Below are 25,978 nucleotides of genomic sequence, written 5' to 3' on the forward strand. Positions count from 1 at the left end.
GGCGGATGCTCTAGAAAAGAAGGTGTAACGGAAATGAATGCATCAGAACGTTTCTGGGACAAAACAGCAAGTCAATATGATCAAATCGACATGAAGGATGAACAGACTTACATCAATATAATAAAAAGAACGAAAACGCATCTTAAAATAAGCAGCATTGTTTTGGATTTCGGCTGTGGCACTGGGTTGATAGCAAATGAAATTGCCAAATATGTGAAAGGGATTCATGCGATTAAATATATCTTCGAATATGATCGCAATTGCAGAAAAAAAGGCAAAAGAGCGAAACATCGCAAATATAAACTACGCTCATGCGACCATTTTCGATGAAAGGTATAAGAAAGGCTCATTTGATGCCATCATGGCCTTCCATGTTCTGCATTTGTTGGAAGATGAACATATCGTTCTGCAACGAATGAATGAACTGTTGAAACCGGGAGGATTATTGATTTCTGCAATACCATGCATGGGAGAAAAGAAATTTCTAAGCAGCTTGTTATTCATTGCAGGTAGAGTTGTCTAACGCCGAATATAAGATCATTTAAAATACGAAATTTAATCGATACAATTGAGAAAGGGAGTTTTTCAATTGTCGAATCGGATTGCTTGAAGAAAAGCTCTCAGGAATATTTCATTGTTGCTAGGAAGATTTGATATGTTACTAAGGAGACGTTTCACCCCAATTTTTCGCCGTTACTTATGGTACGGTTCTCCCCGATTAATCTTCACCGCCCGTACACCTGCTCCACCAACACCAGTCGCCGTTTCAGGGAAATTTCGGTACATATATCATATGCTAATGGGATGGACTGCAAGCATCTCGGCAACGGCGTCGTTCAACTGTGTTATGCGATCGATAGAATATTCTTGGGAAAATATCCCTGTTTACTAAGCGGTGGAATAGAAGTACTATAAATCTAGATGCTTCCATAATTAAACAAATTAAAGTTTTTTTGGAGAAACATCAAAATAAATAGAAAAGAGGATCGAACAAATGAATCTATTCAGAGTCATATCAGGAATGGCTTTATCCTCCGTAATGTTACTAGCTCTTTCTTCCAGTGCATTTGCTCAACCAGTGAGTCAGGGAACGGAGGGAACGTCCGATGTCTCTGTAACATTGGACGGAAAGACAACTCAATTTACCAGTTCAGAAATTACAAAACTGGCGGAATTAAACAATGTCGATCCTAATGAACTGAGGAAGGCAATTGAAAGTGGACCGTGATGTTCGCTCCCAAGTCGTCGTCGGTTAAGGTGCTTCCAGATCACCACCAAAAAACTTGCGCTACTTATGATACGGTTCCCCCTATATTCCATAAGGGCAAAAAAGGGCATCCTCTAGGATACCCAAAACTAGTATAAATCCTTTATTAAGATTCTCATCGTTATTCTTTTTAGGAATTGCTCCAAGTATCGGCACATTCACCAAAGGCTCGAAAGCGTGATTCATACCCGCTACATCGCAAACCAAGGGATTCCACGTGCCGTGAATCAGATTTTGTAGTCAAGTGATGTTTTAAGTGTTGGTTTTTCAAAGTATGTATAGTGCTTGTCAAACTATTATGAGAAGCCTAAGTATTCGTCAAGATGTCGGGTTAATTTTTCTGCCCCTCTTGCATTAAGATGAATAGCATCATAATAATCGTTATCATCAAACATATCAGAATCATACAAATCAATGACTTCCATTTTATAATTCCCCCTAAATTTATTTATTATTCCATAAAATTCATCAATACGGTGTTCCGAAAAATATTCCTTATAGTATCTGGTCTTCGGGCAAATTAGAATTATCGGCTTAATATTATTTGAATGTAATAACTCTAAATAATTTTTTAGGATACCAATATTCTCTTCAACTGTAAGAGGGAATTTCCTATTGCTATCGTGTTCAGCTAACATTTTACCGTACTTCTTTTTTTCTTCGTCAATTGAGCCTGAAACCAATGCAAGTCTCTCTTTATCAAAGGATTCTTTCCTCAACTCGTGCAGCAAAAACATATAATTTTTTGATAATAACTTTTGGGTAATCGGTTCAAATCTATGATATTGCTGCTTAAACCAGTCAGCTTCTTTATTATCACCTAAATTATGTAAATTTCTGAAAAAGGGATAGTGGTTATATGTTTTCGATTTGTATATAGATTGTGATAAATCATATTGAAAGCTATAATAACTTAACCCAATTATGCAGTGTTTAATGGTTTTATTGACAGCATAGCTTTCAATAACGTTTTTTGCCGTACAGTAATTGAAAAATAGATCTTGGCTGGAAACAGCGAGATTGACCATCTTTTTAGATAAGAAATCGGGATTGATTCCTACCAAGTGATAAGAAATACCTGTTATGATTCCCTCCAACTCATTTGTACTATAGTATTCCTTGTAATTTGTAAACATTTCATAATCATATATTTTATTCCAGAAAAAAGTCAGGAAAGTCTGTAAATCAAAAATGTTCTTTATATCAATTATTCCGGATTCTATTGTCCACAACAATTCATTTGAAATATTTTTAGTAATGATTAAGTAGTCACATGTCGTATGGGACAAATCAGCTAAAGCTATTAATGGCTTATTCTCATATGATGTGATGGTTGGTTTATCTTCCACATAACAGACAACTTCATTAGAAACTAGATCCATTAGTAGGGGCAAGATCTTTGATAGGGAATTATCGATTCCATAAATTCCGACTTTATTCTTTTTAGAATTAGCTTGAAAAAAACTTTCCGTTTCTTTAATGAGATTTTCCAATATTGAGCTGTATTGGTTATTTAATATATTGTAGATCTTGATAGTATTACTATTGGATTGAAAAAAGTCCAAACAGTCGTTTAATGAACTTTTAGCATCCGTAAGTAATAAATTGATGCTCATATTAAAATCAAGTTTTGAAAGGTAACTAACCAAATAAATAGAATCTTCAAATAAAGCGGCTAGTATTTCCTCACTTGCAGAGAATAAGTTATTCTTGATGTATTCGTTTGATTCAACTAATAATTTTAGATTCATTTTAACCTCGACAGCTTCCATAAAAAGTCACCTCATGTTTGTTATGGATGTAAAATCATATAGTATACATACTCTGTATTTTATGCTTCATCGAACGCTTAGTCTATAGAATTGATCAACCGCAGCATCTTTATCATTTCCCTTGTTTTCACACTAACCAGCGCATGCGAGCACCGCCATCTAACCAAACCCAATCCCTGTATGGCTTCGTCACATAAAAATTTCGCCCTACTTATGGTACAGTTCAGCTTAACGGGTCTAACGGCGAAAAACTCTTCTTGGAAAGACCAGTCTCCATGAAGAGTTTTATTGTTAAATGATGTCTATATGATTTACTGTTGGTGATCTTCAAGTGCATCGAGACTCTAAGTCAAGAACCGGACCCCGCTATCAGTGCCTCTTTGGTTTTGACATACGTTCCATAATCAAAGCCACCCTCCGCCTGCTGAAAAGTCGGATCATTAGAGCCATAAAGTAATTGCTACGGCCATCGATGATATAGCTGCGTCCCTGGTCAATTCCGCGGAATCCGGCCTGTACAACCTTTTCCGGGGTCGAGAGCTTCTGACCTGCTCCCATCTCCTCGCTGCCGACCGCATCGAAAAATCCCGTCTCTGTTGCACCCGGGCACAGTGCGAGCACGCGAACACCACGCCCGCGCGTCTCCGCCCATAGCGCCTCAGAGAAGGACAATACAAATGCTTTGGTACCCCCATAAACTGCAGAATATGCACAAGGCATGAACGCAGCCATCGAAGCCACGTTAACGATGACTCCATCCTTTCTCCTCAGCATATCGGGCAGCAGCCGATGCGTAAGATCGACTAACGCAGCCGTATTCAACAGAATCTCCTCCTGCTCGCGCTCCGGGTCTATTTCCTCGAAACGGCCATAAGTGCCAACGCCTGCGTTGTTGATGAGAATATCGACCGACAAGCCCAGTTCGGATATTTGTTCGGCCAGTTGACGCGGGGCATTCACTTTGGACAAATCGCAAGCGAGCGCATAAGCCTGTACGCCGTACTGGCGGTTGATTTCCCTTGCCATTGCATCCAGTTTGTCCTTGGAGCGCGCTGCCAGAACGACATGACAGCCTCGTGCCGCCAGTTCTTTGGCATACGCTTTCCCGATTCCGGATGAAGCACCGGTGACTACAGCCAGCTTGTTTCTATATGCATACTTATTCAAGATACAAAGCCTCTATCGATAGCACTGCACTGATGTAAATTATCTTAATCGTACTATCGGTAGGAGGGGTTAGCCACAGAATGTCTATATTATTAACGAGAGTAACAGCAACGGTACTCGTTATGGTTCTCTTTTGTGGCAACGAAACCTTAATAGAGATTATAATGATCGTATACGAAGTGCTTTGAGTCTATTTGGTTAATTACGATACGTATTCTTCCATATAAGTAATTAGAGGTGAGCTGCTTGAAAACAAATCGTTTCTCATCCGCATTGGGTGAGTTCATAAAATCGCGCAGAGAACGCTTGCAGCCTTCAGAGGCAGGGATCCAGCCGCTGCCCGGACGAAGACGCACTCCAGGACTTCGAAGAGAAGAAGTCTCTTATCTTGCCAATATAAGCGTGACTTACTATGCCTGGCTGGAGCAAGGCAAGGAGGTTAATCCTTCGCCGGAAGTGCTGCTAAGTATCAGCAAAGCGCTTCAGCTTGACGAAGACGAGCAGAAGCATCTATTCGATCTGGCCAATGTAGATGTGGCGAGCGTCGTCACAGTGCCAAATAACGGTGGGCCGGATATGGGAGTTCTGCAGAAAATCGTAAATCAATTGCATTATCCTTCTTTTATCACAGACGAAGGTACGGATGTTATCGCCTGGAATCGGGCGGCTGAACTGATCGTAGCCGATTTCGGCAGACTGCCGGACAACGAACGGAATATGATGGACATTATGTTTTTAAAGCCGGATTACCGCAACAGACTGGTGAATTGGGAAGGCGCTGCCCGTTACTCTGTAGCCGTTCTGCGGGCAGGCTTCGATCTTTACAAGAACAACCCGTTATATATGGAACGGTTTGAACGCTTGACGCGGGAAAGCGTGGAGTTCGTACATTTCTGGGAGCTATATGAAATCAAACAAAAACGCGTAGCCACCGCTTTATTCCGTGTTCCTGACGCACAGGAGATGGAGTTCGAGCTCCATTCCGCGGCTGGAATCGATAATGACCCGGGACTGCACTGGTGTTTCTTTGTTCCGGTGCCCGGTTCAGGCACGGAGGAGAGATTATTGCGTTTACTTGAGCAGGACAGGCAGCTACCGTAGACTGTTACTCCTGTTAATAGAATAGACGTGCTGTGGCTAGCACCCTCCAGTTGCTTGTATGATTCAGTGGAAGACAACGATTGGAGGGTATTTAGTATGCAAACATGGTTCATTACAGGAGCGTCAGGAGGCTTGGCTTCACGTATAACTCGCCGGTTGCTTGATAGGGGGGACCGTGTAGCCGCAACGGTACGCAAGCCGGGGGTGCTGGATGAACTGCAGGCACAGTATGGCTCACAACTTTGGCAGGCTAATTTAGATCTGACAAACTCTCAGCAAATTGCTGAAGTGGTGGAACGTGCATTTTTAGAACTGGGCACGATCGATGTGTTTGTCAATAATGCAGCCTATGGCTTGTATGGCGCAGTGGAAGAAGCAAGCGACAGGCAAATTGAGCATCAGTTTATGACCAATGTGCTTGGCTCCCTACGTGCAGCGCGTGCAGTCCTGCCCTTTTTCCGTAAGCAGGGCGGCGGTCACATGGTACAGATTTCGAGTATGGCGGGTCATTATTCTATTCCGGGTATGGGACTGTATTGCTCTTCGAAATGGGCGGTCGAAGGAGCCTTTGAAGCGCTAGCTAAGGAAGTGGCTCCGTTCAATATTAAGACCACTATGGTGGAGCCCGGAGGAATCCGAACGAATTTCATTACAAGCAACGCCGTATTCGGCGAGCGGATGGACGAATACCGGGATACGGAGGCGGGCCAATTCGTTAGCCTGATGAAGGGAGAACTGCCTGGTATAGATATGAGCATGTTCAATCAAATGGTTGTCGGCGATCCGGATAAAATGGCGCAGCAGATTATCCGTCGTGTCGACCAGGGAGAGGGTCCGATACGTATGGCGTTGGGCAGTGACGCCTATGAGCAAATCCGGGCAGCCCTGCTGGACAGACTGGCGGCTCTTGAAGCACAGAAAGAGCTGGCTTACTCCACTGATTCAGATGATGTGGTAAAACAATTTTAAAGGATACCAAAGAATTCGACATCCACGGCAACTGATATGCTCCTCTGAAGTAGCCGGTTTATTTATTAATCCTGTCTACTTAAAGGGGAGCTTGTTTAGGGCTTTTCGTTATTTATGATACGGTTCCCCCCGATTAATCTTCACCGCCCGATAAATCTGCTCTACCAGCACCAGCCGCATCAGCTGGTGCGGCAGGGTCATCCGCCCGAAGCTGAGCTTCGTTTGGGCGCGCTTCAGTACGTCCTCGGAGAGGCCGTTAGAGCCGCCAATGACAAAGGCGACGTTACTGGTGCCGTACGTCCCCAGCTTGTCGATGTGGGCCGCCAGGTCCTCGCTGGACCACAGCTGGCCGCCGATCGCGAGAGCAATGACGTGCGTGTCCGGCTTGATGTGGCTGAGAATACCGACGCCCTCCTTCTCCTGCACTTGGCGCATCTCCGCTTCGCTCATGTTCTCCGGGGCCTTCTCATCCGGCACCTCGTGCACGGACAAGCGCACGTAAGGCGCAAGACGCTTACTGTACTCCGCAATGCCCTGCACCAGGTACTTCTCCTTCAACTTGCCTACGCATACCATCTGTATATTCATAGCGTTTTTCGCTCCTTAAACTCTGCTGTTATGTCGTTCATTCTAACATTGTACCGCCACCAATTAAAGGACATACCCAGACCCGCCCCGCCTTCCTACAGCAAGCTCCCTCATTTCCTTGTCAACGCAAAAGCCAGCAGAGCATTAGAGTTTGAGATTGCCAACTCATTTACTTCTAAGCTTGTTCGACTGTGTTTGACCAACTTACAGCGATTATCGAAAAAAAAGAGCCGCTCTCTGAGAGTGACTCTTCTCTTCGTGTCTATTTTAAAAAGACCGGCAGCTCCTTCAGCGCAAACATCATCGTGCTATCCATCCGTTCCAGCTCTACGGAGCGATCACGGCGAAATTCGGGGTAACGATCCAACAGGGTCTGGAGGGCAATCCGGGACTCCATCCGCGCCAGCTGTGAGCCCATACAGTAGTGGATGCCGCTTCCGAGGCCCAAATGCGGGTTCAGATTCCGGTGGATGTTGAATACGTCCGGCTGCTCGAACACATCCTCGTCATGATTGGCCGAAGCCATCCAGATATAAACGAACTGTCCCTGCTTCAGCTCCTGCCCGCGCAGCACCGTGTCCTGCTTCACGCTGCGGAACATCAATTGAACAGGTGAGAAGTAACGGAAGACTTCTTCGATTGCCCCTGGAAGCATCGTTGAATCTCCAAGTACCTCTGCACGGACCTCAGGCAGGCTATCAAAGGCAAGCACCGCCGATGAGATCAGATTAGTTGTCGTTTCATTACCCGCTACGAGAAGGAGAATACAGAATCCGATAATCTCCAGGTCGGTGAGATGTTCATTGTCAATGCGCGCCTCCACCAGTTTCGTAATCAGATCGTCCTGGGGATGACGACGGCGATTCTCCGCGATTTCGGAGAAGTATTCGCTCATCTCACGCTGACACTGATAATAAGCATCCTCATTGTTACCTACCAGGGCGTCCGACCACGCCTTAAATCGCTCCCGGTCCTCCATCGATACGCCGAGCATCTCGGCAATCACCGTGATCGGCAGCGGACTTGCGAGATCGGCAACGATATCCATCTTCCCCTTCTTCTCCGCTTCGTCCAGCAGGGATGTCGTGATCTCCTGGATCTTGGGGGCAAGCGATTCTATGATACGAGGCGTAAAAGCATGGGATACCAGCTTACGCAGCTGACGGTGCTTCGGCGGATCCTGCCGCAAGATGCTGGATTCAATCGGATCATCGGAAGAAGAGGACCCTTGAGAAGAGAACAATTCGTAATTCGTGAAGACGGCTTTAACATCCACGTATTTATAAACGTTCCAGCCTCCATTACCCTCAATTGCCTCCACCGGAGATTCCGTCCGCATCTGGCGGAACCATTCCAGCGGAAGTAAACCGTTCTTATTCCATTCCATGCTTAACACCTTCGCTTTCCATCGCTAATTTGAACTGACTGGTCAGTTATACATGCTTAAAAAAAGAAGGCCTTGCTTATTCAAGCGATATAAACAGGCCTTGGGTAATCATCGTGAAGGCAAACCGCTCCAGATCCTCGCGTGAATACGTACCCTGATGATTCAGGTAATAATTACATGTGCTCTCCAGCGTTCCGACAATACTGGCAGCGGCCAGATTAGGATCAACGGCACGGCACAGGTTCTCTTCGCACTGACCTTCCTCGATGATGCTTGCCAGGAAGCTTAAATACTTCCGTTTCAGCTCCTTCAACTCGTCCAGAACATCCTGCTCGATGCCGTTCGAAATCTCATTAAATACGATGTGCGAGAAATGGCGGGATTCGAGAAACAGATCCAGATGATGGCGAATCGTGCGCTCAATCTTCTCCTTCATTGGCAGGGAGGAATTCAGATCTGCCTCCGTCCGCTGCATAATATCTTCGAAGCCCTGCTTCACCACCGTCTTGAAGAGCTGGGATTTGCCCGGGAAGTTATAGTACAGAGTCCCCTTGGCAACCTGTGCGCGGGCGGCAATCTCGTCCATGCTTGCGCGGTGATATCCGTTCTCGGAGAATACTTCAATGGCTGCTTGGATAATTTTATCTTTGCTCACAATCGAATCGGCCCTTTCACAACTAAATTTCAGATCACCGTTCTTATTCTGACTGGTCAGTTCAAAAATAAAATACCATGCTGGCAAAAATTAGTCAACCGAAGACATGCCCCTACTTATACCGAAATCTCAATCTCCATATAATTCGATTCTTATGTTGATTTCCGTGGTATCCTATACATATGGCCCAATACAGTGTATATTTCAACAGTGCTGGTAAACAATCAGCATATAGGGACAAGAATATACCGTAACGGAGTGATGGGTTGAGTAAATCCAAGGGCAAGGGCGGAACAGGCAGAGGCACAGGCAAGAAGGGCTGGAGCCGCTGGGATGCAAGTGCGAGAAGAGCGAAGAGTAAACCCAAACCTTATACCAGTAAAGGGGCCAAGCAGGCAGACGGTACATCGGAAGCCGAGAATCATAAAGGTACCCCGAAATGAACATATGGTACAGATCGACCTGATACATCATATTGAAGGAGATGAAGAGCTTGGACAATCAAGAATTAATAACGGACATGCCCGAGAATTACGAGGAGCTCAAAAGCTCCGCCAACCGGAATGCCAATTGGAGAGAACGGTTAGACGCGGTGGAAGCGTTGGGAAATTGGAAAAATCAGAAATCCATTGATATTTTGCTGCATAGACTAAATACGGATGCGGTTTATCAAGTGCGAGAGGCAGCCTATCGTAAACTCCTGGCCTTTGGTGAGGACGTGCAGATGCCGGAAAGACCCAAAGGCGAACTGATGAAGGACGTTTCGAAGGTGTTGCTCCGCATTAAAAAAAGCCTTCCCCGTGACCACACGTATGAAGACTTCAAAGAGAAATTAAAAAAGATGAGAATCGACATCTACGATACGTACGAAGGTGACAAGGGCGATGACTTTGATCACTGGCTGGAACAGACTTGGTCTTCATTATTAAGAAGATAACAAGGCGTCAAGCCTTCCGGAGCTGACTCTGTATATGAGAAATCCGGTTATGTTATACTGAACACAAATATTAGTTATAGGAGTGGTACTCTGAGAAAGCAAAAGCCCATGTCGTTTGATGATCTGTTGAAGGAATTACAAGGCCAAAAATCGGTACAGGAGGATCCGGATAACATCTCTCTGGAAAAACTGTTCAATGAATCGTTTATGCGTAAACATTCATCGCACAGCAGTTTTGGAGATTTTGTGGTAAAAGGTAACTTCCAAGTGGAAACGCACGAAGATATCGATAACATTCCGGATGAACTGTTTGACCGTCATGTTTCAAGAGAAACCGATTTCCCAGATTGGAAATCGATGCTGGAGCAGGCAAAAGCCGATCACGCTGCGGCCATTAAGTAAATCATGATAATGTCGCTGCAATGACGCAGCTATGATCAGGGGCCGTTGGCCCCTTTTTCTATTTCCATTCGTTAGATGTGGAATGCATTCGACATCGTCTTCCTTACTTCGACTCGGACTTGGATTCCGATTCCGATTCGGTTTCCGTCTCCGCCTTCTCCCTGAACCTCTTGTAGAGCTTCGTAATATTCGCCGTATTGATCTCGATGTTGTGCTCGTAAGCGTATTTCACCGCATATCCCAGCGCCAGGGTAGTGGCACCCGCTACCGTTGCTCCGGCGACCGACCCCGCTCCAGGGAAAACCTTCACAATCTGCCGAAAAATACTCTTGCCGATATTCCCGAATATCGTGGCAATGACCAGCTCCTTCGCCGTCTCCTTACTGATCGGCCTATTGTACAGCACCGCAAGCCTGGTGAGCAGACTCACCTGAATGCCGGTGATCGGAATGATATCCGACCCCGGAATGGGTGATGCGCCTACCGCTCCTGCCGAGATCGAGGCTCCGATGATCCATCCGTTGGCAGTCGCTGACTTCTCCTTGATACTTTTGGCAAAGAGAATGTCTTTAGACTTTTTTTTAAGCATCTCCAGAATGCTGCTCCGCAGCCGGTCAATGTTCTCTCCCGTCCGTGAAGATACCGGCGCAACCTCATAATGCCCACCGGTCTCCTTCTTAATCCGTGCTACCAGGCGGTCGATTTCATCTGCAGCGTCTATTTTGTTCAGCACGATCAAGATGTTGGAGTTCACGTCCTGAATCTTCTCGAAGGATTTCTTCTCCGCCTCGGAGAAGACCGTACCCGCAGCGTTCAGGAAGAATAGAACGATATCCGCTTGTTTATAGTATTTCAAGGTGATCTCCGAGTTCGCGGTGTTCACATCATTCAACCCGGGTGTATCCATGAAGTAAATATGCTCCTTGTACTTATGCGGTTTAATTTCCGTCGTTTCTCCAGGCTCTGCCCCGACACCAGCGACCTCTTCACCGACAATCCGGTTCATGGTGGAGGACTTGCCTGTATTCACATCACCTATCAGAGCGATGAGAATTTCCTCCTTCAACTGTCGGTTGATGTCATCCATTTCTTTCTCATAGGCCTCATCGGCTGCCCGACTGATCTCGTCTTCCCATGATCTTCTGTAGTCACCCATTTCTGATCGTCTCCATTCACGCTAGGTTACCCGCGCCTCCGTGCAATCTATACATCCATCATACACTACGGAGGACTGTCCATCGAAGCTTTGTTTCTTCTATTCACTTCAACATCTCTTTAAACAAAAAAAGCGTGAATTCATCACGCTTTCTCATTTGGATTATTTATTTAATTTAAATATTCACGTTACACAACTAAAAACTCAGCATGCTTCTCGCACTCCGCGCACTTCACCGGTGGGTCCCAGTCCGAAAACTCGGTCTCCTTCAGATCAACAATATCCGGGGCATCCTCATATTCATCCACGAAATTTTCGATCGCTAGTTCCACATGTTCCTTGCATACGACGTACATTCTATGCATCCTTTCTATCTTTCGCCTCATGTTGTGTTTTTCTTCAAACCAGTATAGCCACTCTTCTGTTCTACCACACTCTACGAGAAAAAGAAATGTTTTTAACCCATTTGCTCATCCCGGCCGTTTTTCAATCCACAAAAGCTTCCTATCTATCCATGGATTTCACATCCAAAGTCCTTATACCCACCATCATTTCGATGCAGACAGCAAAAAAAGAGCGTAATCCACGCTCTTCTTCGCGGCCGTTTCACGGCTCGTATCTAACCTTTTTCAATCTCTCTATATTGGATATTATTCAACGCTAACCATAATATATACCCATGAACCTACTGCATTAAACAATGGACAAGCACATTTACTCCAAAAAATCTGCAGTGACTTGGGCCAAGCAAGTCAGCCAATATCCAGCCGGTATTATTCTCCAGGCTTCTCTTCCAGCATCACCTTCAGCGACTGCAGCTTGCCGTCACGATAGAAGGTCACGTCCAGGTCTTTGCCCACCTTTGTGTTAAGGTAGAGATGCTTACGCAGCTCCAGCGTTGTCGTGATCGGTTTGCCGTCCAGTTTGATGATCACGTCGTTCAGCTGCAGGCCGGCATCCAGCGCAGGTCCAAGCGCATCCAGCACGACCACGCCTTCGGTTACCGTCTTCGGCAGCTTGAGGTTCTCCTTCTCCTTCTTGCTCAGTGGAGCATACGGGTTACCCAAGTCCACGGTGTATACGCCAAGATAAGGGCGTGCAATATGCCCCTTCAGCATTAACTCGGTTACAACCTCCGTAATTTCATTGACCGGAATTGCAAACCCAAGCCCTTCTACGCCGGTGTCCGCAATTTTCATCGTGTTGATGCCGATAACTTTACCGTTCAAATCCACCAAAGCGCCCCCGCTATTCCCCTCATTAATGGCAGCGTCGGTCTGAATGACCGCCTGCTCCCAATCGTAGATGCCGTCCTGGTTCAGGGATACCGGTATCACACGGTTCGTGTAGCTGACAATCCCGGATGTGAGCGTGTCGCCCAGGCCCAGCGGGTTGCCGATAGCGATGACCGTTTCGCCGAGTCGAAGCTTGGAGGAATCCCCAAACTCTGCGACCTCTCCGATGCCTTTACTGTCAATCGACAGAACAGCAATATCGCTAACTTTGTCTGTTCCGACCAACGTCGCCTTCTTCTTCTCGCCACCTACCAGCACTACCTCAAGGGAAACGGCACCTTGAACCACATGGTTATTCGTAATCACGAAGGCTTTGCCTTCAAGTTTCTTGAAGATAACGCCAGAGCCCAGGGTGTCTTCCTGTGAACTGCCGAAATCATTTCCGAAATCAAAATCCTCACCGAAGTCGAATCCCTCCGGAAGCTCAAAGTCTCCCTCTTCCTCTGGCAGGGTACCGAAATCCTCTTCCACCCCTTCTCCCTCAGGGCCTTCCTCTTCAGGCACCGCGCTCTCTTTATGTGTCAGCACACTGACAACAACCGGTCGCACCTTCTGAGCAACGCTAATAATCCGTTCATAGGGATCCCCATCGGACGTGGACAGCTGATGGCTGCCATTAATCAGGGTAATCGGTGAAGAGGTTGCAGGATGGCCCGTTATGAAGCTAAACAGCATCACCGCAATCAGAGCACTGCACACCGAACTGATCGCGGAAATCTGGAATGTCGATAAACCCTTTTTACGGCGGGTCGTCCGCCACTTCGTTCGCTCAGGTCGGTCCTCGCTGGTATTTTTGCTCCGTCTGGAAATTTTAGTTGAATAGAAATCATCGTCAAATAATCCCATTGCGATCCCTCTCTCCCCTTGGTTGCTACGCGTCAAGATACTTTACCAGCTTCAGACCCTCCGCCATTACCGACTGACCTATGAAATCATCTTGTCGTCATAACAACCTGCCCTGTACCGAGTGTATCTAGTTTCCTATGAAATCGGCAGCGTATCACCTGTTAAATATCTCTCTATTGTAAAGACTCTTCAGCGGCTAAAAAAGTTGCATTTTTGAGCATTCTGCTTGAACTTTTATCGAAATATGGCTTTACATTGAATATTTCAATCCATAGTCTGAAATGTAGTTCCAAAAAAGGTATGTATTGCCACCCAACAGTTCAAAAAAAACCCTGTATTCTTCTATTACCACAAACAGGGCGACTTAAGCGCAAAACATCTGTTTTTTCTGAAAAAAGATGGGAAAACCTGGGCTGGCCGCATTTTAGAAATGCAAACGCCCTGGTACTTATTCGATGCAAGTGCTTAACAGAAGCATTCAAACCTTCTAGGTTTCTATTGTACCACACGAACAGAGGTTCACGTCAGCTTTCTTTAATAAATACAAATGCCAAATTGATGGCAATTTTGAGAGTCAGTACAATGAGAGATTCTTCATTTCATAACAACGAATAGCCCGGATGAACCTATTAACCTTGTATACGTGCAGACAACCAAATGGTTCCATTATGCAGGCATTTTCTTCAATCCAACTTTTCTCTTCCGGCATATCCGCTATTCCTAACAGCCTACAACCCTCATTCGCGCATTCCCCCCTTAAACAGGATACCGGACAATTATGTAAAGAAAATGGCAATATTGTCAGTCTCTCATGACAAATCGATCCAGTCCAGAACACAACGTTGAAGGGGACTTCGGCGACCCACACATCATTCCTATTTGGATTCCCCGCAACTTATTCTTCCTAAGCCACCCCTTGGAAAAATTCTTCCTGCTACTCTCCGCTTGACCCCTGTAGACAAGATCGGCTTATCCCGTTTCCCTATTAAAAAAACCAGAAACCCTATCACATATGGTAGGGTTTCTGGTTGAAGATGAATCTAACCTATGCGCCCACTACTGACAAGATAATAGGCTCTCCCCGCAATTAAGCGAGCACGGCATCCATCACCATTCGTAAGAAACGGCGGTAGTCCGCTTCATAGGCCACATTGATCTCGGGCAAATGTTCCCAAGTATGGTGATGGCGCGTATCCAAAATCGTCATGCCCAGGGTTAATTCCCCCTTCGTCTCGATCCCAACCTTGCCCTTCACGTATTGAATCAAGGAAGGCTCGATTACTGCGGCGACAGCCATCGAATCGATGAGCACGCAATACGATTCAAAGCCGCGTCCCAGCACGAATTGAATCATGTTATGCAGGAAATCCGCCTCGCGGTTTTGAGACTGCTTCAGCTCGGCAAGCTCACTCTCCGTAAAGTTCACGTCAAAATGAGTAGCAACGTCCAATCCGATGGCATACAGCGGCACGCCTGAGTTAAATACGATCTCTGCAGCTTCCGGATCCACGTACACATTCCACTCACTCTGCGGATTATCGCCGGTAGCGTTAGCTGTTGCATATCTATTAAGACCATAGGAACCGGCAATCGCCGTGATCGAGCTGATCATCGGTTTGATCTCCGGTGCAATCATCATGGCCAGCGCCACATTGGTCAGGGGACCCAGCGCCAGAATATGAATATCTCCCTCATTCTTCTTGACCATCTCTATAATCATGTCAGCGCCATGCAGGCTTGACAGCTCGAGCTTCGGCGCCGGCAGATGATATTCAGCTTGTCCGTCCGAACCATGACTGAACGGATCGGAAGCCAGTGCTCGCACCAGCGGTTTCCCCATGCCTTTAGCCACAGGGATATCGATCTTCCCAAGCAGCTCCATGACTTTCAGGGCATTCGTGCTAGTCACATCGATCGGATAGTTACCGGCTACCGTCGTAACGGCCTCTACCTGAAGGGCAGGGGATTTGATCGCCAAGATCAGGGCCAGGGAATCGTCCATCCCCGGATCACAGTCAATAATTACCTTTTTCATTGAATTCTTCCTCTCTCCATACGAAAAATATTACTTTACACTTCCCTGGGTGAGACCGCTCACCAAATAGCGCTGGAACACAATCGTTAGTACAATAACAGGCAGGCTAGATATCAAGCCGCTGGCCGACATCAGCCCCCGGTCCAGTCCGCGTTCGCTCACGAAGGTGCTGGTCAGAACCGGCATCGTCTTCGTATGGGCGCCCGACAGCGTCACCGCGAACAGGAACTCATTCCAGCAGAAGATGAAGCAGATCAGCCCCGCTGCCGCAATGCCCGGGATGACCACCGGCAGCACGATGCGGAAGAACAATCCGATGCGGGAACAGCCGTCAATCATCGCCGCCTCCTCCATCTCCACGGGCAGCTGGGCGAAGAAGGAACGGAGCAGCCATATGATTAGCGCCATATTCAGCGCAGAATAGGTAATGATTAAAAGAACATACGTATCCAGCAGATTTACGCGGTAAGCCAGCAGGAAGATCGGCACAATCACGACAACGGGCGGAATCATCCGCGTCATCAAGAGCAGATTCGGCAGCAGCGGGCCCCCGGTACGGAAGCGTTCAATCGAATAAGCCGCAATCGCACCGATAACCACGGTGATCAACGTGGCAATGCCGGAAATCAGCAGGCTGTTCACCAGGCTTGTCACAAAATCCGGATTCTGAAACAGGGTCAGGTAACTGTCAAAGACCGGCTGCTCCGGGAACCAGACCGGCGGAATGGCCATCTGGTCAACAGGGCGTTTAATCGATGTCAGCGCCACCCATACGATCGGCAGCATGAAGAAGAGGAAGAACAGGAGAAGTATCCCTGTTTTGAATCCCGTAAACAGATGGTCTTTCAGTTTTCGGCTATTCATCGCTTCTTCCCTCCCCGGCTAAGCATATAAAGCGCGCCGAATATGACCACGGCCAGCAGTATCATCACGGCAGTGGAGACAGCCGACGCATATCCCATGTCATAGCGGCTAAATGCGATTTTATAGTTGTATACAGACACCAGCTCGGTTGCCGTGCCCGGTCCGCCACTGGTTAGAATGTAGACCAAGTCGAAGGTCCGGACGGCGTCCATCGCCCGCAGCACGGCTACAGACAGCAAAGCCGGGGCAACCAATGGCAAGGTCATCGACCAGAAGGTCTTCCATCTGGAAGCCCCGTCCATCTGGGCGGCCTCGTACACATCGTCCGGGATCCCTTGAAGGTTAGCGAGTACCATAATCATGACAAACGGACTCCACTGCCACACGTCCGCCAGAATGACAGAGAACATCGCCCAGCCCGGATCGGTCAGCAGCTTCGATGTATCGAAGGGAATATGCAGAAATTTAAAGATGGGTCCTAGCGGCGTAAATTCCGGAAGCAGGAACAGCCTCCAGGCTACCCCGACAACAACCGGAACCATCATCATAGGGACCATAAAGGCAACTTTGAAGAATGACTTCCCCCACACATGACCCTTCAGCAGCAGGGCCAGCATCGTTCCCACGATCATTTCCGCGGCAACGGCACCTACCGTGAACTGGACACTTCTCCATAATGAATTCATGAAGGTGGTGTCCGCCAGAAGCCTTTTGAAATTATCGAGTCCAATAAATTGGATGCCCAAATCCGGTCGCTGTAGCGGGTAGGAGAAAAAACTGAGTCCCAGTGCTGCCAGAATCGGAATCAGCAGAACCAGAACGATGATCAGAATGCCCGGCAAAACGAACCATAGTCTTTCACGTGGTTGAGATGGCATTGTTCATTAACCGCCTTACGTTAGAGAATATAGAGAAAGGAAGGGTGCCCCTTCCTTTCTCTTAGCAGCGAACTGCTGTCATTCCTGTATGATCCTTAGTATCCTCGCGATTTCATCAATTCATTGAATTCGGTTTCCGCCTCTTTCAGGGCATCCTCGGCAGCTCGTTCGCCGAACAAATATTTCACGACGGCATTCGGCAGAATTTCGCCTGTAATCGTCGAACCTTCCGGAATGAGCGGCAACGTCTCCAAGCGGAAGGAATTCATGATGTCCGCATGCGGCTCATAGAAGCTGTATTCCGAAGCCAAACTTCCAGTAAGTGCCGAAGTACGGGCAGGAATGTTTCCTACCGGCGCCGCTTTCTCCATCATTTCCTGGCTGGTTGCGAACTCCATCCATTGGAAAGCGGCTTCCTGATTGTCGGAATGCTTGGTCATGACAAAGCCGTATGGCAGATAGAAGCGTTTAATGTCGCTGGTGTTGTCGTCATTTGCCGGAATTGCAGTGAAGCCAACCTTACCGGCAATAGTGGACTGATTCGGATCCTGCGCCATTTGCGCTACCGTAGTGGCCATCTCCGCCATCGCGCTGCGTCCTTGCAGGAACTCGGAGGAAGCATCCGACCAACCATACTGTCTGGCCGCAGGAGAAGCATACTGGAACAATTCCTTGAAGTCTTTCAGCGCTTTGATACCCGCTTCATTGTTAAATTGCTGTTTATAATTGTCGTCGTATAAGTCGCCGCCGTAGTTAAACAGACGGTTATAGAACGCAAAACCGGACAGAATGCTATTCTCGCCCATCAGAGTCACACCGTACAGGTTCTCGTCCGGACGGTTGAAGAATGCCGCGATATCCTTGTACTGCTGCATCGTCTGCGGCGGCTGAAGCTCATAGCCATACTTCTCCTGAAACGCTTTCTTCTCGGCTGCATCTTCAAACAGGTCGGTCCGATACAGAATACCGTGCGTTTCATTCATATAAGGAAGGAAATACAGCTGTTTGTCCGCACCGAAATAAGCATTGTCGATTCCCGGAAAATCATCCAATTCCAGCTCGTCCAGTTTGGCCTGCTCCGTGGCAATCGGAACGATATAGTTCGCCAGTTGGAATTCAGGCACCCAGCCGATCGGGATGTACGCCAAATCGAAATCGACCTGTTCGGATACAAATTTTAATTTAAGCTGTTGTTGATACTGGTCGTAAGGAAGTTCCACGACATTCACTTTCACGCCGTACTTTTTCTCGAAGTCAGGGATGATGCTCTTGAACGCATCCGCATGGGAACTGGTTTCCGCCATAATCGTCAGGGTCTTCGAACCTGATTTCTCCCCCGATCCACCCGTACTGCTTCCAGTTCCAGACCCGGAACATGCGGAGAGCAATAGTGAAACCATGAGTAATGCCACTAACATTGTAAAACTTCTCTTTTTAGAAAATACCATGATAAGCCGACTCCCCCGTTTTTCTCTATAGTTTGTTGGTTCCTAACCCATAACCTGTAACGAAAATAACAAAAATACCGACAATAGAATAGAAACGTCCCCCTAAAGCATAAGATGACACGCCTTGTCGAATTGTCATAATAGGAACTAACTGATAGGATAATAACAATAAAACAAGCGGGATATCACCCGAATTCGGTCATCTTTTTATAATAATCGGCTAATATTTAGCCACAAGGAGGGGAATTATGAACCGGTTGCTGTTTCTTTTCCATACTCACCATAAAAAAGACACCTACATTCAGCTGCATCAGCATAAATGCTATGAACTTGTTTATTACTTTGGCGGAAGCGGAAATACGCGGATCGGAACGACCAATTTCACCTTCAAACCGCATACCTTCGCCCTCGTCTCTCCGCATACCCTGCACGATGAGAAGCATACCTCCGATTCGGAGCTGCTCTTTATCGGCTTTCTCTGCGAACAGGAAGAGGTCATCCGCAATTTGAACAAAGTCATTGAGGATGACGATAAACATACGATCCAGCAGCTGATTCTGAGGATGGAATATGAGTTTACCTCCCAGCAGGAGGGATATTATGAGATGCTCAATCTGCTCGTCAGCGAGTTGACCACGCAAATTCAGCGTCTGGTAGGTCTGAACAAGCATCTCCAGCCGGTTGAAGGACGGCTTAAATACGCCATCAATTATATGGACGAGCATTTTCAGCAAAAAATTTCCGGCGAATCATTGGCCAGCATGTCCGGGTACAGTTACGAGCGCTTCCGCCATCTGTTTAAGGAAACAACCGGCGTCTCTCCCCAGCACTATTTGCTGCGCAAACGGCTGGATCATGCCAAGTCCCTGCTGCTGCACACGGAAATGACCATCTCGCAAGTGGCTAACGATTCGGGATTCGTCAAGGACTCCCAGTTCTGTGCTGTATTTAAGCGGGAAACCGGGGTTACCCCGATGACCTTCCGTAAACAACCCAGCCTCTAATACGAAGTACATCTAAAGGTATACCTTTATGTTTATATGGTGGGTAAGATTTCGTCAGATAATGAATGCAAGCGATGCTCTGATTCTGTCTTATGTGAAGAATTTTCCACCTCTCCCACGACCCCATTCTCTTCAGCTCTTCCCATAGTTGAACTGGTTAGGTTATCCATTCATCTGTAGGTGACCTGCAGGGAATGTTATGAAGGGGAAACCATACTGTAAGGAGGGGTTATGGAATGGCTAGAAGATCAAGGCGGCGCCGGAGTCCCGAAATGCAGCAGTTCATGACCAACGTCATGCGGGAGGAAGGCTATCAAGTAGACCCGCAGAGACAGCAGGACGTCAAATATGAGGTCGCCAAGTCACTTGGTGTACCCCTTAAACCGGGCGACAACAGAGATTTGACCACCGAGCAGGCCGGTAAAGTCGGCGGTGCGATTGGCGGTTCCATGGTCCGGGAGATGGTTCGTATGGCGCAAGAGAGCCTCAGCAAGCGCTAGAACGAGCCTTGTTTCTCGGAATATGGTATTCCTTAAACAGAAAAAACAGCTCCATATCATAGATCCCTATGACGGTGGGGCTGTTTTTGTAATGCCTGTATAATGATAAATAATATATGATGGCTTCGAAAATAAATTTCCTACGGTAAACCTGTCGTTGCCGAAACCTATTCTCCCACCTTATCCCAAGGGGTCGGACGGTCATAATACGTATCGCACAATTTAAACTCGCTATCCTTAAAGAAGCAGCCGCGGTCCTCCATCGTATCGCGTACGGTCATTCTCGCCAGCTCCATCATGTTATGATCGAGACTGAGATGAGCAAGATATGTACGTTTGGTATCTCCCGTCAGCAGCTCGCTTAAGGCATCGCCTGCCGAATTATTCGATAAATGCCCCATGTCGCCGAGAATCCGGCGTTTGGTATTCCACGGATAGCGTCCCATCCGGAGCATCTCAATATCGTGATTGGCTTCCAGGACCAGGACATCCGATCCATCCAGCGCTTTCTTCACCTTATCACTGACATAACCGAGGTCCGTAGCGACGCCCAGCTTCTCCTCGCCGTCATAGAAGCAATAACCGACCGGTGCCGCAGCGTCATGGGATATTTCAAACGGCTCCACCCGAAGCGTGCCAAAATCCTTGACCTCATGACTCTCCAGCACAATCCGGTTCTCTTCCGCAATCTTGCCCAGCGACTTGCTCATCGCTTCCCACGTCTTCTCATTCGCATAGATCGGCAGATTGTATTTGCGTGCCACTGCGCCAAGCCCACGGATATGATCCGAATGCTCATGCGTGACCAGGATCCCGTCGATTTCTTCTCCCATCATTTCGCGTTCCTTCAACAGCTCATCAATGCGCTTTGCACTTAAGCCCGCATCAATCAGCAGTGTCGTATCCTCATTGCGGACAATGGTCGCATTGCCCGTTGAGCCGCTCGACAGCACGGAAAATGAAATCCCCATAGTCTTGTTACTCCTTTGTCGTATCGCTTTTTGGCGTCAGCACGTCCCCGCTGATGCCTTGTACATAGATCATCTCGCCATGATCCAATGTAAACCGCCAGGTTGGTGCTGCTAACTGATCCTCCGTATTAAACAACTGTCCATAATAGCCAAGCTGAATGTCCCTTACCGCCGAATCAGGCGGGATGAAATTACGTTCAATAAGTGTCTCCAATGCCTTCGATGCGGGCAGAACCTTCTGCTCCACCATATCGCTGCTTGGCAGAATCTCAAACACGGGTACGCGAAACGCATGGATCTTCTGGGATTCATGGATGAACTCCAATTCCACATTAAACAGGGGCCATTCCTTCTGCACCAACGGTCGGAATACGAAGACGTTCTCCTTATCCGATGGCTCATCATGGCGATAGTTCCCAAGATCCGCGATCTTGCCTTCCAGCGCATTCCGCAATTCCTTCTCATCGGCATAAATCAGCTTGGTATCCACCGGCTGCTCCAGCCCTACCGGCCCTCCCTGGGCTTCCGCGCTGTAGATATAATTAATCTTGGGCAGCTGCGGCGTTTCTGTTGGAATCGGGCTCAGCAATTGAATCCCATTCTCCTCCATCACCTGTTGGGTACTGTCGGAAAGCGAGGTAAAATCCAGATTGGAGCCTACCTGCTCGCGGTAATCCATCCAGAGCTGATAGCCCAGCACCAGATTCAGCAGCAAAAACGCGTAAATCAATACATTTTTTGCACGGCCCCAATCCATGATTTTCCCTCCTTGTGATTCAATTATATCTAAATCATTTATTCGAGTGTGATAACTGACCCGTTCTGGAGCTCTAAGGCCCATACCGGCTTCAGCAGCAGCCCTTCTCCCGTCAGCACCGGTAAATAAGCAGGATCCAGACCCATAACCATATTTTTCTCCTCGATATAAGGCTTCAGCTTCGCTTCCAAGGCCTCGCCCCCTGTCAGCTTCACCATCTGCTTCTTCAAGGCAGCAGACTCAAGATATAAGAGCGAGCGCTCATACGAGGTGACTGTTCCCTGCTGTAAATCCAATTCCATGACGCCATACTGAAAGCCTGGTGTATTCAGGATCGGGTATCCGCCATAGTACTGCTGGAATTTGACCAGCGTCCGATCCTCGGATTCACCCGCCTTAGCCAGCCTGTACGTGCCATTCCAGCCCCCGTGCTGATTCACGAAATCGATGGCGGACAGCACGTCCTTGCCGGGGCTGCTCTCACCGGATGGCGGCGCAGCCGGATCGGTATAACTGACCCATTTCTGCCCCTGATCTACCTGCAGGCTCCGTTTACTGTCCGTATAAATCTCGGACCCGTCTTTTTCCCGGATGTTGCGGGTGATACTAGGGTCAAAGAACAGACTTCGCTGCATCTGCTCTACCGTATATTCGCCAATCGGCAGTTCAATGCTGACCATATTCAGTTCCTTCTCCGGGGTATAATACCGGCCATTCACCATCTTATACGGTGTCCAGCTCAGCCCGAAGTCCACCAGTTGATCCACGTCCTGGACGGTCAAATCCGCCTGCGCAGCTTCATAAACGACATCGCCCTTCGTACTGAAAAACATCACATGAATCTTCGCTTCGCCTTCCACGCTGTACAGCCATATTTTATTGATGCTCTCCCCTTCAAACAGGGAATCCGGAACGATCTGCATCACTCTCTGGAGCAGGGTAACCGGAATGCCGGAATCAAAGCTCAGCTCAATGCCCCGATTCTCGGAGCGAACCTTGGCCCAATCGATGTTACTGACCATCCGTCGCTGGAAATTATCAAAGGTTCGGCCTTTAAGCCGGTTATATACGAGATTGTAGAACGTATCATTCGGATAGAACACCGTATGTTGGTCTTCGCCCAGATGAATAATCATCTTGTCGGGAAAGAGCAGATTCTCAGCCTTTTCCTCCGGGCCCATTTCCTCGGTTCGGATATAGGCGTTCTTAGATTGCACAACCGAATCACTGCCTGGAAAGCGGAAAATCAAAACGTAACTCTGCAGCAAACTGCCAACGACCAACACAACCAACAGAATGGTCTTTAATCGTTCCTTCACGTTAACGCCCTCCCCTCATAATCCAGGGGCAAGGTGAAGGTCACCGTGGTGCCTTTCTCCAGCTCGGAATGAAGCGTAATAAAACCTCCATGTGCCCTGACAATTTCCCGGGCAATGGATAGACCGAGCCCCGTTCCGCCTAAATTGCGAGTCCGGGCCTTATCTACCCGGTAGAAGCGCTCGAAGATCCGATCAAGATCCTTCTTCGGAATGCCGATCCCGGTATCCTTTACCGATAAGGACAGCATGCCTTCCTCCGTAATGCTTGCATCCATGGTGATTGTGCCTCCGTCTGGCGTATATTTAAGAGCATTAGATATCAGGTTGTCGAGAACCTGATCAATGCCATCCCGGTCCAGCATAGCTGTCGATACGCCCGGTTTCACCTCAATAATGGTACGGATATGCTTTTGCTTCATTTGGAAAGAGAAACGGTCCTCTACGTCCTCCAGCATCTCCACAATGTCCGTTGGCTCCTTATGCAGCGCAGCCTCCTTGTAATCAAGCCGTGACAGATGCAGCAGGTCCGTTACCAGCCGGATCATCCGGCCGGTCTCATTCTGAATGACGCCGACAAATCGCGGCCCCATCTGTTTATCCTCCAGCGCCCCATCCTCGAGCGCCTCGGTATAACTCTTGATGGTTGTCAGCGGCGTGCGCAGCTCATGGGATACATTCGCCACGAACTCCCGCCGGGATGCTTCCAATTTTTCTTGCTCTGTAACGTCTTGCAGCACCGCAATCGTACCGGTGATGCCAATCTCCCGCCGGTGAATCGGAGTAAAGGTCACACGCATCATGAACGGTTCGCTGCCCTCGTGCGGAACAATCTCCAGCAGTTTGGAATCATGACCTTCGCTGAGCGCCAGCGCCTCCGACTCGGACTCCTCAAGACCCAGTAGGGACACGATATCGTGTCCTGCCAGCTCTTCCCCCTCCACGCCCAGCATTTCTCCGGCGCGCCGGTTCATTAGAATGACGCGTCCCGCTTCATCGGTTGCGATAACACCGTCGCTCATATTGGTCAGAATCGAAGCAAGCTTCTCTTTCTCTTCTTCGTTCTGCGAGAGGGCTTCGCGCAGACGGCTGGTCATATAGTTGAACGCCTGGCTGAGCTGGCCGATCTCATCGCTGCCGAACACTGGCGTTTTCTCGGTAAACCGGCCATCCGCGACCGCCCGGGCATGCTTGGTCAGCTCCTTGATCGGATGGGTAATCGTATGTGACAGGATTACGCCAAGCACCGCCGTCAAACCAAGGGCCAAGAGAATGCCCGATATAAAAATATTGTTGATCCGCTGCATCGTGCTGTACAACTCGCTCATGCTGGCTACGATATAAATCGCACCGACGATTTTCTCGTTGTACATGACGGGCTTGGCCACCACTTTTTTGCGGATATTATCATCATCGATGATATACTCTTCATTATCCTGTATTCCCTGCAAGGCCCGGCTGACAACCGTCTGCGTGTTCTTGGTGTTCACATAATCAGCGTGGGAGGGCAGCGAAGTCGTCAGTACCCGCCCGGTGGGATCCAGCACCTGGATCTCGGCTCCGTTCAGATTGAACAAATTGTTCACCATGACACGCAGGCTCTCATACGGGTCCTCCTCCGTATCATTCTCGCCACCAAGAGTTTTGGCTGCCAGAACCGACATCAGCTCTGCGCGCTCCTGCAAATCCTTCGTGAAGTTGCTGGTCAGCGAGTTCTTCATCGCACTAACAAAATACACCCCGATCAGCTGCATCGCGATCAGAATGAGAAGGACATAGATGATAATGACCTTCGCCTGAATGGTGCGGAAGAAGGACAACCACTTCATTACAGGCCTCCGTTTTTAGCGCTGCGCATCAGGTAGCCTAGTCCGCGCCGAGTCAGGATATATTCCGGCTTGCTCGGATTCTCTTCAATCTTCTCGCGAAGTCGGCGAATGGTAACATCCACAGTCCGCACATCGCCAAAGTATTCAAAACCCCATACCGCCTGCAGCAAATGTTCACGAGTCATCACTTTGCCGGCATTACGGGCCAAATAATACACCAATTCATATTCGCGGTGCGTCAGATCAAGCGCATCCCCGCTTTTGTAAACCATGTACATATCGGTATCAATAAACAGCTCAAACAGCCGCAGGCCTTGTCCGCCTACACTTGTGCCGCCTGAGTTATCCGCTGAGTTGTCCGGCTTCTGCTGACGGCGTAGATGCGCCTTCACGCGTGCCAGTATTTCTCTGGTGCTGAACGGCTTCGTCACGTAATCATCCGCGCCAAGCTCAAGTCCAAGCACCTTGTCGATCTCCCCGTCCTTCGCCGTCAGCATGATAATCGGGATCTGCAGGTTCGCGGCACGTACCTCGCGGCACACATCCATTCCGTCTTTTCCGGGCAGCATCAAATCAAGCAGCATTAAATCCGGCCGCTTCGTGAGTGCAATCTCTACCGCGCTAATGCCATCAAAAGCGCAGATGACCTCATAGCCCTCTTTTTCCAAGTTAAACTTTAAAATATCGGCGATGGGTTGTTCGTCATCCACCACCAGAATGGTTCCCTGCATTGTCCTGTTCACCTCATACCTTCACTTAAAGTGGATGTTCAAAAAAGCCCCCTTTGATCACGATGCAGCACCAGTAGCCCACTCGACATCGAATCTTGAATTC

The 25,978-nt window shown here is 48.1% G+C and carries 26 protein-coding genes; 9 read left to right on the forward strand and 17 right to left on the reverse strand.

Annotation, left to right across the window (positions count from 1 at the left end):
- Positions 1–33 precede the first annotated feature (33 nt).
- On the forward strand, positions 34–330 hold the full coding sequence (locus NYE54_RS33455; RefSeq protein ID WP_339269071.1) for a class I SAM-dependent methyltransferase: 297 nt from the start codon (positions 34–36) through the stop codon (positions 328–330).
- 664 nt (positions 331–994) lie between these two features.
- Entirely contained in the window at positions 995–1,228 is a 234-nt protein-coding gene (locus tag NYE54_RS33460; protein WP_339269073.1) for a hypothetical protein, read from the forward strand.
- 335 nt (positions 1,229–1,563) lie between these two features.
- On the opposite strand, the gene NYE54_RS33465 is transcribed toward NYE54_RS33460, so the two are convergent.
- Both NYE54_RS33465 and NYE54_RS33470 read right to left on the reverse strand, forming a co-directional pair.
- On the reverse strand, positions 1,564–3,039 hold the full coding sequence (locus NYE54_RS33465; protein WP_339269075.1) for a hypothetical protein: 1,476 nt from the start codon (positions 3,037–3,039) through the stop codon (positions 1,564–1,566).
- A 369-nt stretch (positions 3,040–3,408) separates the two neighbouring features.
- Positions 3,409–4,206, reverse strand: a complete 798-nt coding sequence (locus NYE54_RS33470; RefSeq protein ID WP_339269077.1) for an SDR family oxidoreductase — start codon at positions 4,204–4,206, stop codon at positions 3,409–3,411.
- 237 nt (positions 4,207–4,443) lie between these two features.
- On the opposite strand from NYE54_RS33470, the gene NYE54_RS33475 reads away from it, so the two are divergent.
- Together NYE54_RS33475 and NYE54_RS33480 are read left to right on the forward strand one after the other, a co-directional pair.
- Positions 4,444–5,307, forward strand: coding sequence for a helix-turn-helix transcriptional regulator (locus NYE54_RS33475; protein ID WP_339269079.1), 864 nt, complete (start codon positions 4,444–4,446; stop codon positions 5,305–5,307).
- 96 nt (positions 5,308–5,403) lie between these two features.
- Positions 5,404–6,276, forward strand: coding sequence for an SDR family oxidoreductase (locus NYE54_RS33480; RefSeq protein WP_339269081.1), 873 nt, complete (start codon positions 5,404–5,406; stop codon positions 6,274–6,276).
- Between the two features lie 108 nt (positions 6,277–6,384).
- Here the strand turns inward: NYE54_RS33480 and rlmH are convergent, their stop codons facing one another.
- The 3 genes from rlmH to NYE54_RS33495 form a co-directional block, all read right to left on the reverse strand.
- On the reverse strand, positions 6,385–6,864 hold the full coding sequence (rlmH, locus tag NYE54_RS33485; protein WP_213647598.1) for a 23S rRNA (pseudouridine(1915)-N(3))-methyltransferase RlmH: 480 nt from the start codon (positions 6,862–6,864) through the stop codon (positions 6,385–6,387).
- Between the two features lie 262 nt (positions 6,865–7,126).
- A complete protein-coding gene (locus NYE54_RS33490) occupies positions 7,127–8,251 on the reverse strand; it encodes a cytochrome P450 (protein WP_339269084.1) in 1,125 nt (374 codons plus the stop codon).
- Positions 8,252–8,327: 76 nt separating this feature from the next.
- A complete protein-coding gene (locus tag NYE54_RS33495) occupies positions 8,328–8,906 on the reverse strand; it encodes a TetR/AcrR family transcriptional regulator (protein WP_339269086.1) in 579 nt (192 codons plus the stop codon).
- Positions 8,907–9,172: 266 nt separating this feature from the next.
- On the opposite strand from NYE54_RS33495, the gene NYE54_RS33500 reads away from it, so the two are divergent.
- From NYE54_RS33500 to NYE54_RS33510, 3 genes are all read left to right on the forward strand, one after another.
- A complete protein-coding gene (locus NYE54_RS33500) occupies positions 9,173–9,349 on the forward strand; it encodes a DUF3934 family protein (RefSeq protein ID WP_076326604.1) in 177 nt (58 codons plus the stop codon).
- A gap of 41 nt (positions 9,350–9,390) precedes the next feature.
- Positions 9,391–9,843, forward strand: coding sequence for a HEAT repeat domain-containing protein (locus tag NYE54_RS33505; protein ID WP_339269089.1), 453 nt, complete (start codon positions 9,391–9,393; stop codon positions 9,841–9,843).
- Positions 9,844–9,951: 108 nt separating this feature from the next.
- Positions 9,952–10,245, forward strand: coding sequence for a hypothetical protein (locus NYE54_RS33510; protein ID WP_076326602.1), 294 nt, complete (start codon positions 9,952–9,954; stop codon positions 10,243–10,245).
- 103 nt (positions 10,246–10,348) lie between these two features.
- Here the strand turns inward: NYE54_RS33510 and NYE54_RS33515 are convergent, their stop codons facing one another.
- The 7 genes from NYE54_RS33515 to NYE54_RS33545 form a co-directional block, all read right to left on the reverse strand.
- A complete protein-coding gene (locus NYE54_RS33515) occupies positions 10,349–11,401 on the reverse strand; it encodes a GTPase (RefSeq protein WP_339269092.1) in 1,053 nt (350 codons plus the stop codon).
- A gap of 188 nt (positions 11,402–11,589) precedes the next feature.
- A complete protein-coding gene (locus NYE54_RS33520) occupies positions 11,590–11,757 on the reverse strand; it encodes a CxxH/CxxC protein (RefSeq protein ID WP_006207301.1) in 168 nt (55 codons plus the stop codon).
- 417 nt (positions 11,758–12,174) lie between these two features.
- Positions 12,175–13,542: a trypsin-like peptidase domain-containing protein gene (locus tag NYE54_RS33525; protein WP_339269094.1), complete on the reverse strand. Its 1,368-nt coding sequence runs from the start codon at positions 13,540–13,542 to the stop codon at positions 12,175–12,177.
- A gap of 1,087 nt (positions 13,543–14,629) precedes the next feature.
- Positions 14,630–15,577, reverse strand: a complete 948-nt coding sequence (locus NYE54_RS33530; RefSeq protein WP_339269096.1) for a nucleoside hydrolase — start codon at positions 15,575–15,577, stop codon at positions 14,630–14,632.
- A 30-nt stretch (positions 15,578–15,607) separates the two neighbouring features.
- Entirely contained in the window at positions 15,608–16,441 is an 834-nt protein-coding gene (locus NYE54_RS33535) for a carbohydrate ABC transporter permease (RefSeq protein WP_339269098.1), read from the reverse strand.
- A complete protein-coding gene (locus NYE54_RS33540; protein ID WP_339269100.1) occupies positions 16,438–17,319 on the reverse strand; it encodes a sugar ABC transporter permease in 882 nt (293 codons plus the stop codon). The genes NYE54_RS33535 and NYE54_RS33540 overlap by 4 nt, the downstream gene beginning before the upstream one ends.
- A 95-nt stretch (positions 17,320–17,414) precedes the next feature.
- Complete coding sequence (locus NYE54_RS33545; RefSeq protein WP_339269102.1) at positions 17,415–18,737, reverse strand: sugar ABC transporter substrate-binding protein; 1,323 nt, start codon at positions 18,735–18,737, stop codon at positions 17,415–17,417.
- A 278-nt stretch (positions 18,738–19,015) separates the two neighbouring features.
- On the opposite strand from NYE54_RS33545, the gene NYE54_RS33550 reads away from it, so the two are divergent.
- Entirely contained in the window at positions 19,016–19,771 is a 756-nt protein-coding gene (locus NYE54_RS33550) for an AraC family transcriptional regulator (protein WP_339269104.1), read from the forward strand.
- Positions 19,772–20,007: 236 nt separating this feature from the next.
- Positions 20,008–20,271 carry an alpha/beta-type small acid-soluble spore protein gene (locus NYE54_RS33555; protein ID WP_256720877.1) on the forward strand — a complete coding sequence of 88 codons (264 nt, stop codon included), beginning with the start codon at positions 20,008–20,010 and terminating at the stop codon, positions 20,269–20,271.
- A gap of 167 nt (positions 20,272–20,438) precedes the next feature.
- Here the strand turns inward: NYE54_RS33555 and NYE54_RS33560 are convergent, their stop codons facing one another.
- The 5 genes from NYE54_RS33560 to yycF are packed head-to-tail and all read right to left on the reverse strand — an operon-like array spanning position 20,439 to position 25,875.
- Positions 20,439–21,242, reverse strand: a complete 804-nt coding sequence (locus NYE54_RS33560; RefSeq protein WP_339269106.1) for an MBL fold metallo-hydrolase — start codon at positions 21,240–21,242, stop codon at positions 20,439–20,441.
- A gap of 7 nt (positions 21,243–21,249) precedes the next feature.
- On the reverse strand, positions 21,250–21,999 hold the full coding sequence (gene yycI, locus NYE54_RS33565) for a two-component system regulatory protein YycI (protein WP_339269108.1): 750 nt from the start codon (positions 21,997–21,999) through the stop codon (positions 21,250–21,252).
- 38 nt (positions 22,000–22,037) lie between these two features.
- The gene (yycH, locus tag NYE54_RS33570; protein ID WP_339269110.1) at positions 22,038–23,318 is read right to left on the reverse strand and encodes a two-component system activity regulator YycH; all 1,281 of its coding nucleotides are present in this window, start codon (positions 23,316–23,318) and stop codon (positions 22,038–22,040) included.
- Positions 23,315–25,144, reverse strand: a complete 1,830-nt coding sequence (walK, locus tag NYE54_RS33575; RefSeq protein WP_339269112.1) for a cell wall metabolism sensor histidine kinase WalK — start codon at positions 25,142–25,144, stop codon at positions 23,315–23,317. Before walK ends, yycH begins: the two co-directional genes overlap by 4 nt.
- Positions 25,144–25,875 (reverse strand): response regulator YycF, encoded by a 732-nt coding sequence (gene yycF, locus NYE54_RS33580; protein WP_339269114.1) that lies wholly within the window; start codon positions 25,873–25,875, stop codon positions 25,144–25,146. The genes walK and yycF overlap by 1 nt, the downstream gene beginning before the upstream one ends.
- Positions 25,876–25,978: the final 103 nt, after the last annotated feature.

The sequence above is a fragment of the Paenibacillus sp. FSL K6-1330 genome, from assembly GCF_037976825.1.
GTDB lineage: Bacteria > Bacillota > Bacilli > Paenibacillales > Paenibacillaceae > Paenibacillus_AQ.

What these genes read in the sequence shown, in the direction of transcription:
- yycF (WP_339269114.1), bottom strand. Translation starts at nt 25,875, where the DNA reads ATGCAGGGAACCATTCTGGTGGTGGATGACGAACAACCCATCGCCGAT.
- NYE54_RS33465 (WP_339269075.1), bottom strand. Translation starts at nt 3,039, where the DNA reads ATGGAAGCTGTCGAGGTTAAAATGAATCTAAAATTATTAGTTGAATCA.
- NYE54_RS33505 (WP_339269089.1), top strand. Translation starts at nt 9,391, where the DNA reads ATGAAGAGCTTGGACAATCAAGAATTAATAACGGACATGCCCGAGAAT.
- NYE54_RS33490 (WP_339269084.1), bottom strand. Translation starts at nt 8,251, where the DNA reads ATGGAATGGAATAAGAACGGTTTACTTCCGCTGGAATGGTTCCGCCAG.
- NYE54_RS33560 (WP_339269106.1), bottom strand. Translation starts at nt 21,242, where the DNA reads ATGGGGATTTCATTTTCCGTGCTGTCGAGCGGCTCAACGGGCAATGCG.
- NYE54_RS33545 (WP_339269102.1), bottom strand. Translation starts at nt 18,737, where the DNA reads ATGTTAGTGGCATTACTCATGGTTTCACTATTGCTCTCCGCATGTTCC.
- NYE54_RS33525 (WP_339269094.1), bottom strand. Translation starts at nt 13,542, where the DNA reads ATGGGATTATTTGACGATGATTTCTATTCAACTAAAATTTCCAGACGG.
- NYE54_RS33510 (WP_076326602.1), top strand. Translation starts at nt 9,952, where the DNA reads ATGTCGTTTGATGATCTGTTGAAGGAATTACAAGGCCAAAAATCGGTA.
- yycI (WP_339269108.1), bottom strand. Translation starts at nt 21,999, where the DNA reads ATGGATTGGGGCCGTGCAAAAAATGTATTGATTTACGCGTTTTTGCTG.
- rlmH (WP_213647598.1), bottom strand. Translation starts at nt 6,864, where the DNA reads ATGAATATACAGATGGTATGCGTAGGCAAGTTGAAGGAGAAGTACCTG.
- NYE54_RS33550 (WP_339269104.1), top strand. Translation starts at nt 19,016, where the DNA reads ATGAACCGGTTGCTGTTTCTTTTCCATACTCACCATAAAAAAGACACC.
- NYE54_RS33540 (WP_339269100.1), bottom strand. Translation starts at nt 17,319, where the DNA reads ATGCCATCTCAACCACGTGAAAGACTATGGTTCGTTTTGCCGGGCATT.
- NYE54_RS33555 (WP_256720877.1), top strand. Translation starts at nt 20,008, where the DNA reads ATGGCTAGAAGATCAAGGCGGCGCCGGAGTCCCGAAATGCAGCAGTTC.
- NYE54_RS33480 (WP_339269081.1), top strand. Translation starts at nt 5,404, where the DNA reads ATGCAAACATGGTTCATTACAGGAGCGTCAGGAGGCTTGGCTTCACGT.
- NYE54_RS33460 (WP_339269073.1), top strand. Translation starts at nt 995, where the DNA reads ATGAATCTATTCAGAGTCATATCAGGAATGGCTTTATCCTCCGTAATG.
- NYE54_RS33515 (WP_339269092.1), bottom strand. Translation starts at nt 11,401, where the DNA reads ATGGGTGACTACAGAAGATCATGGGAAGACGAGATCAGTCGGGCAGCC.
- NYE54_RS33535 (WP_339269098.1), bottom strand. Translation starts at nt 16,441, where the DNA reads ATGAATAGCCGAAAACTGAAAGACCATCTGTTTACGGGATTCAAAACA.
- NYE54_RS33455 (WP_339269071.1), top strand. Translation starts at nt 34, where the DNA reads ATGAATGCATCAGAACGTTTCTGGGACAAAACAGCAAGTCAATATGAT.
- walK (WP_339269112.1), bottom strand. Translation starts at nt 25,144, where the DNA reads ATGAAGTGGTTGTCCTTCTTCCGCACCATTCAGGCGAAGGTCATTATC.
- NYE54_RS33520 (WP_006207301.1), bottom strand. Translation starts at nt 11,757, where the DNA reads ATGTACGTCGTATGCAAGGAACATGTGGAACTAGCGATCGAAAATTTC.
- NYE54_RS33530 (WP_339269096.1), bottom strand. Translation starts at nt 15,577, where the DNA reads ATGAAAAAGGTAATTATTGACTGTGATCCGGGGATGGACGATTCCCTG.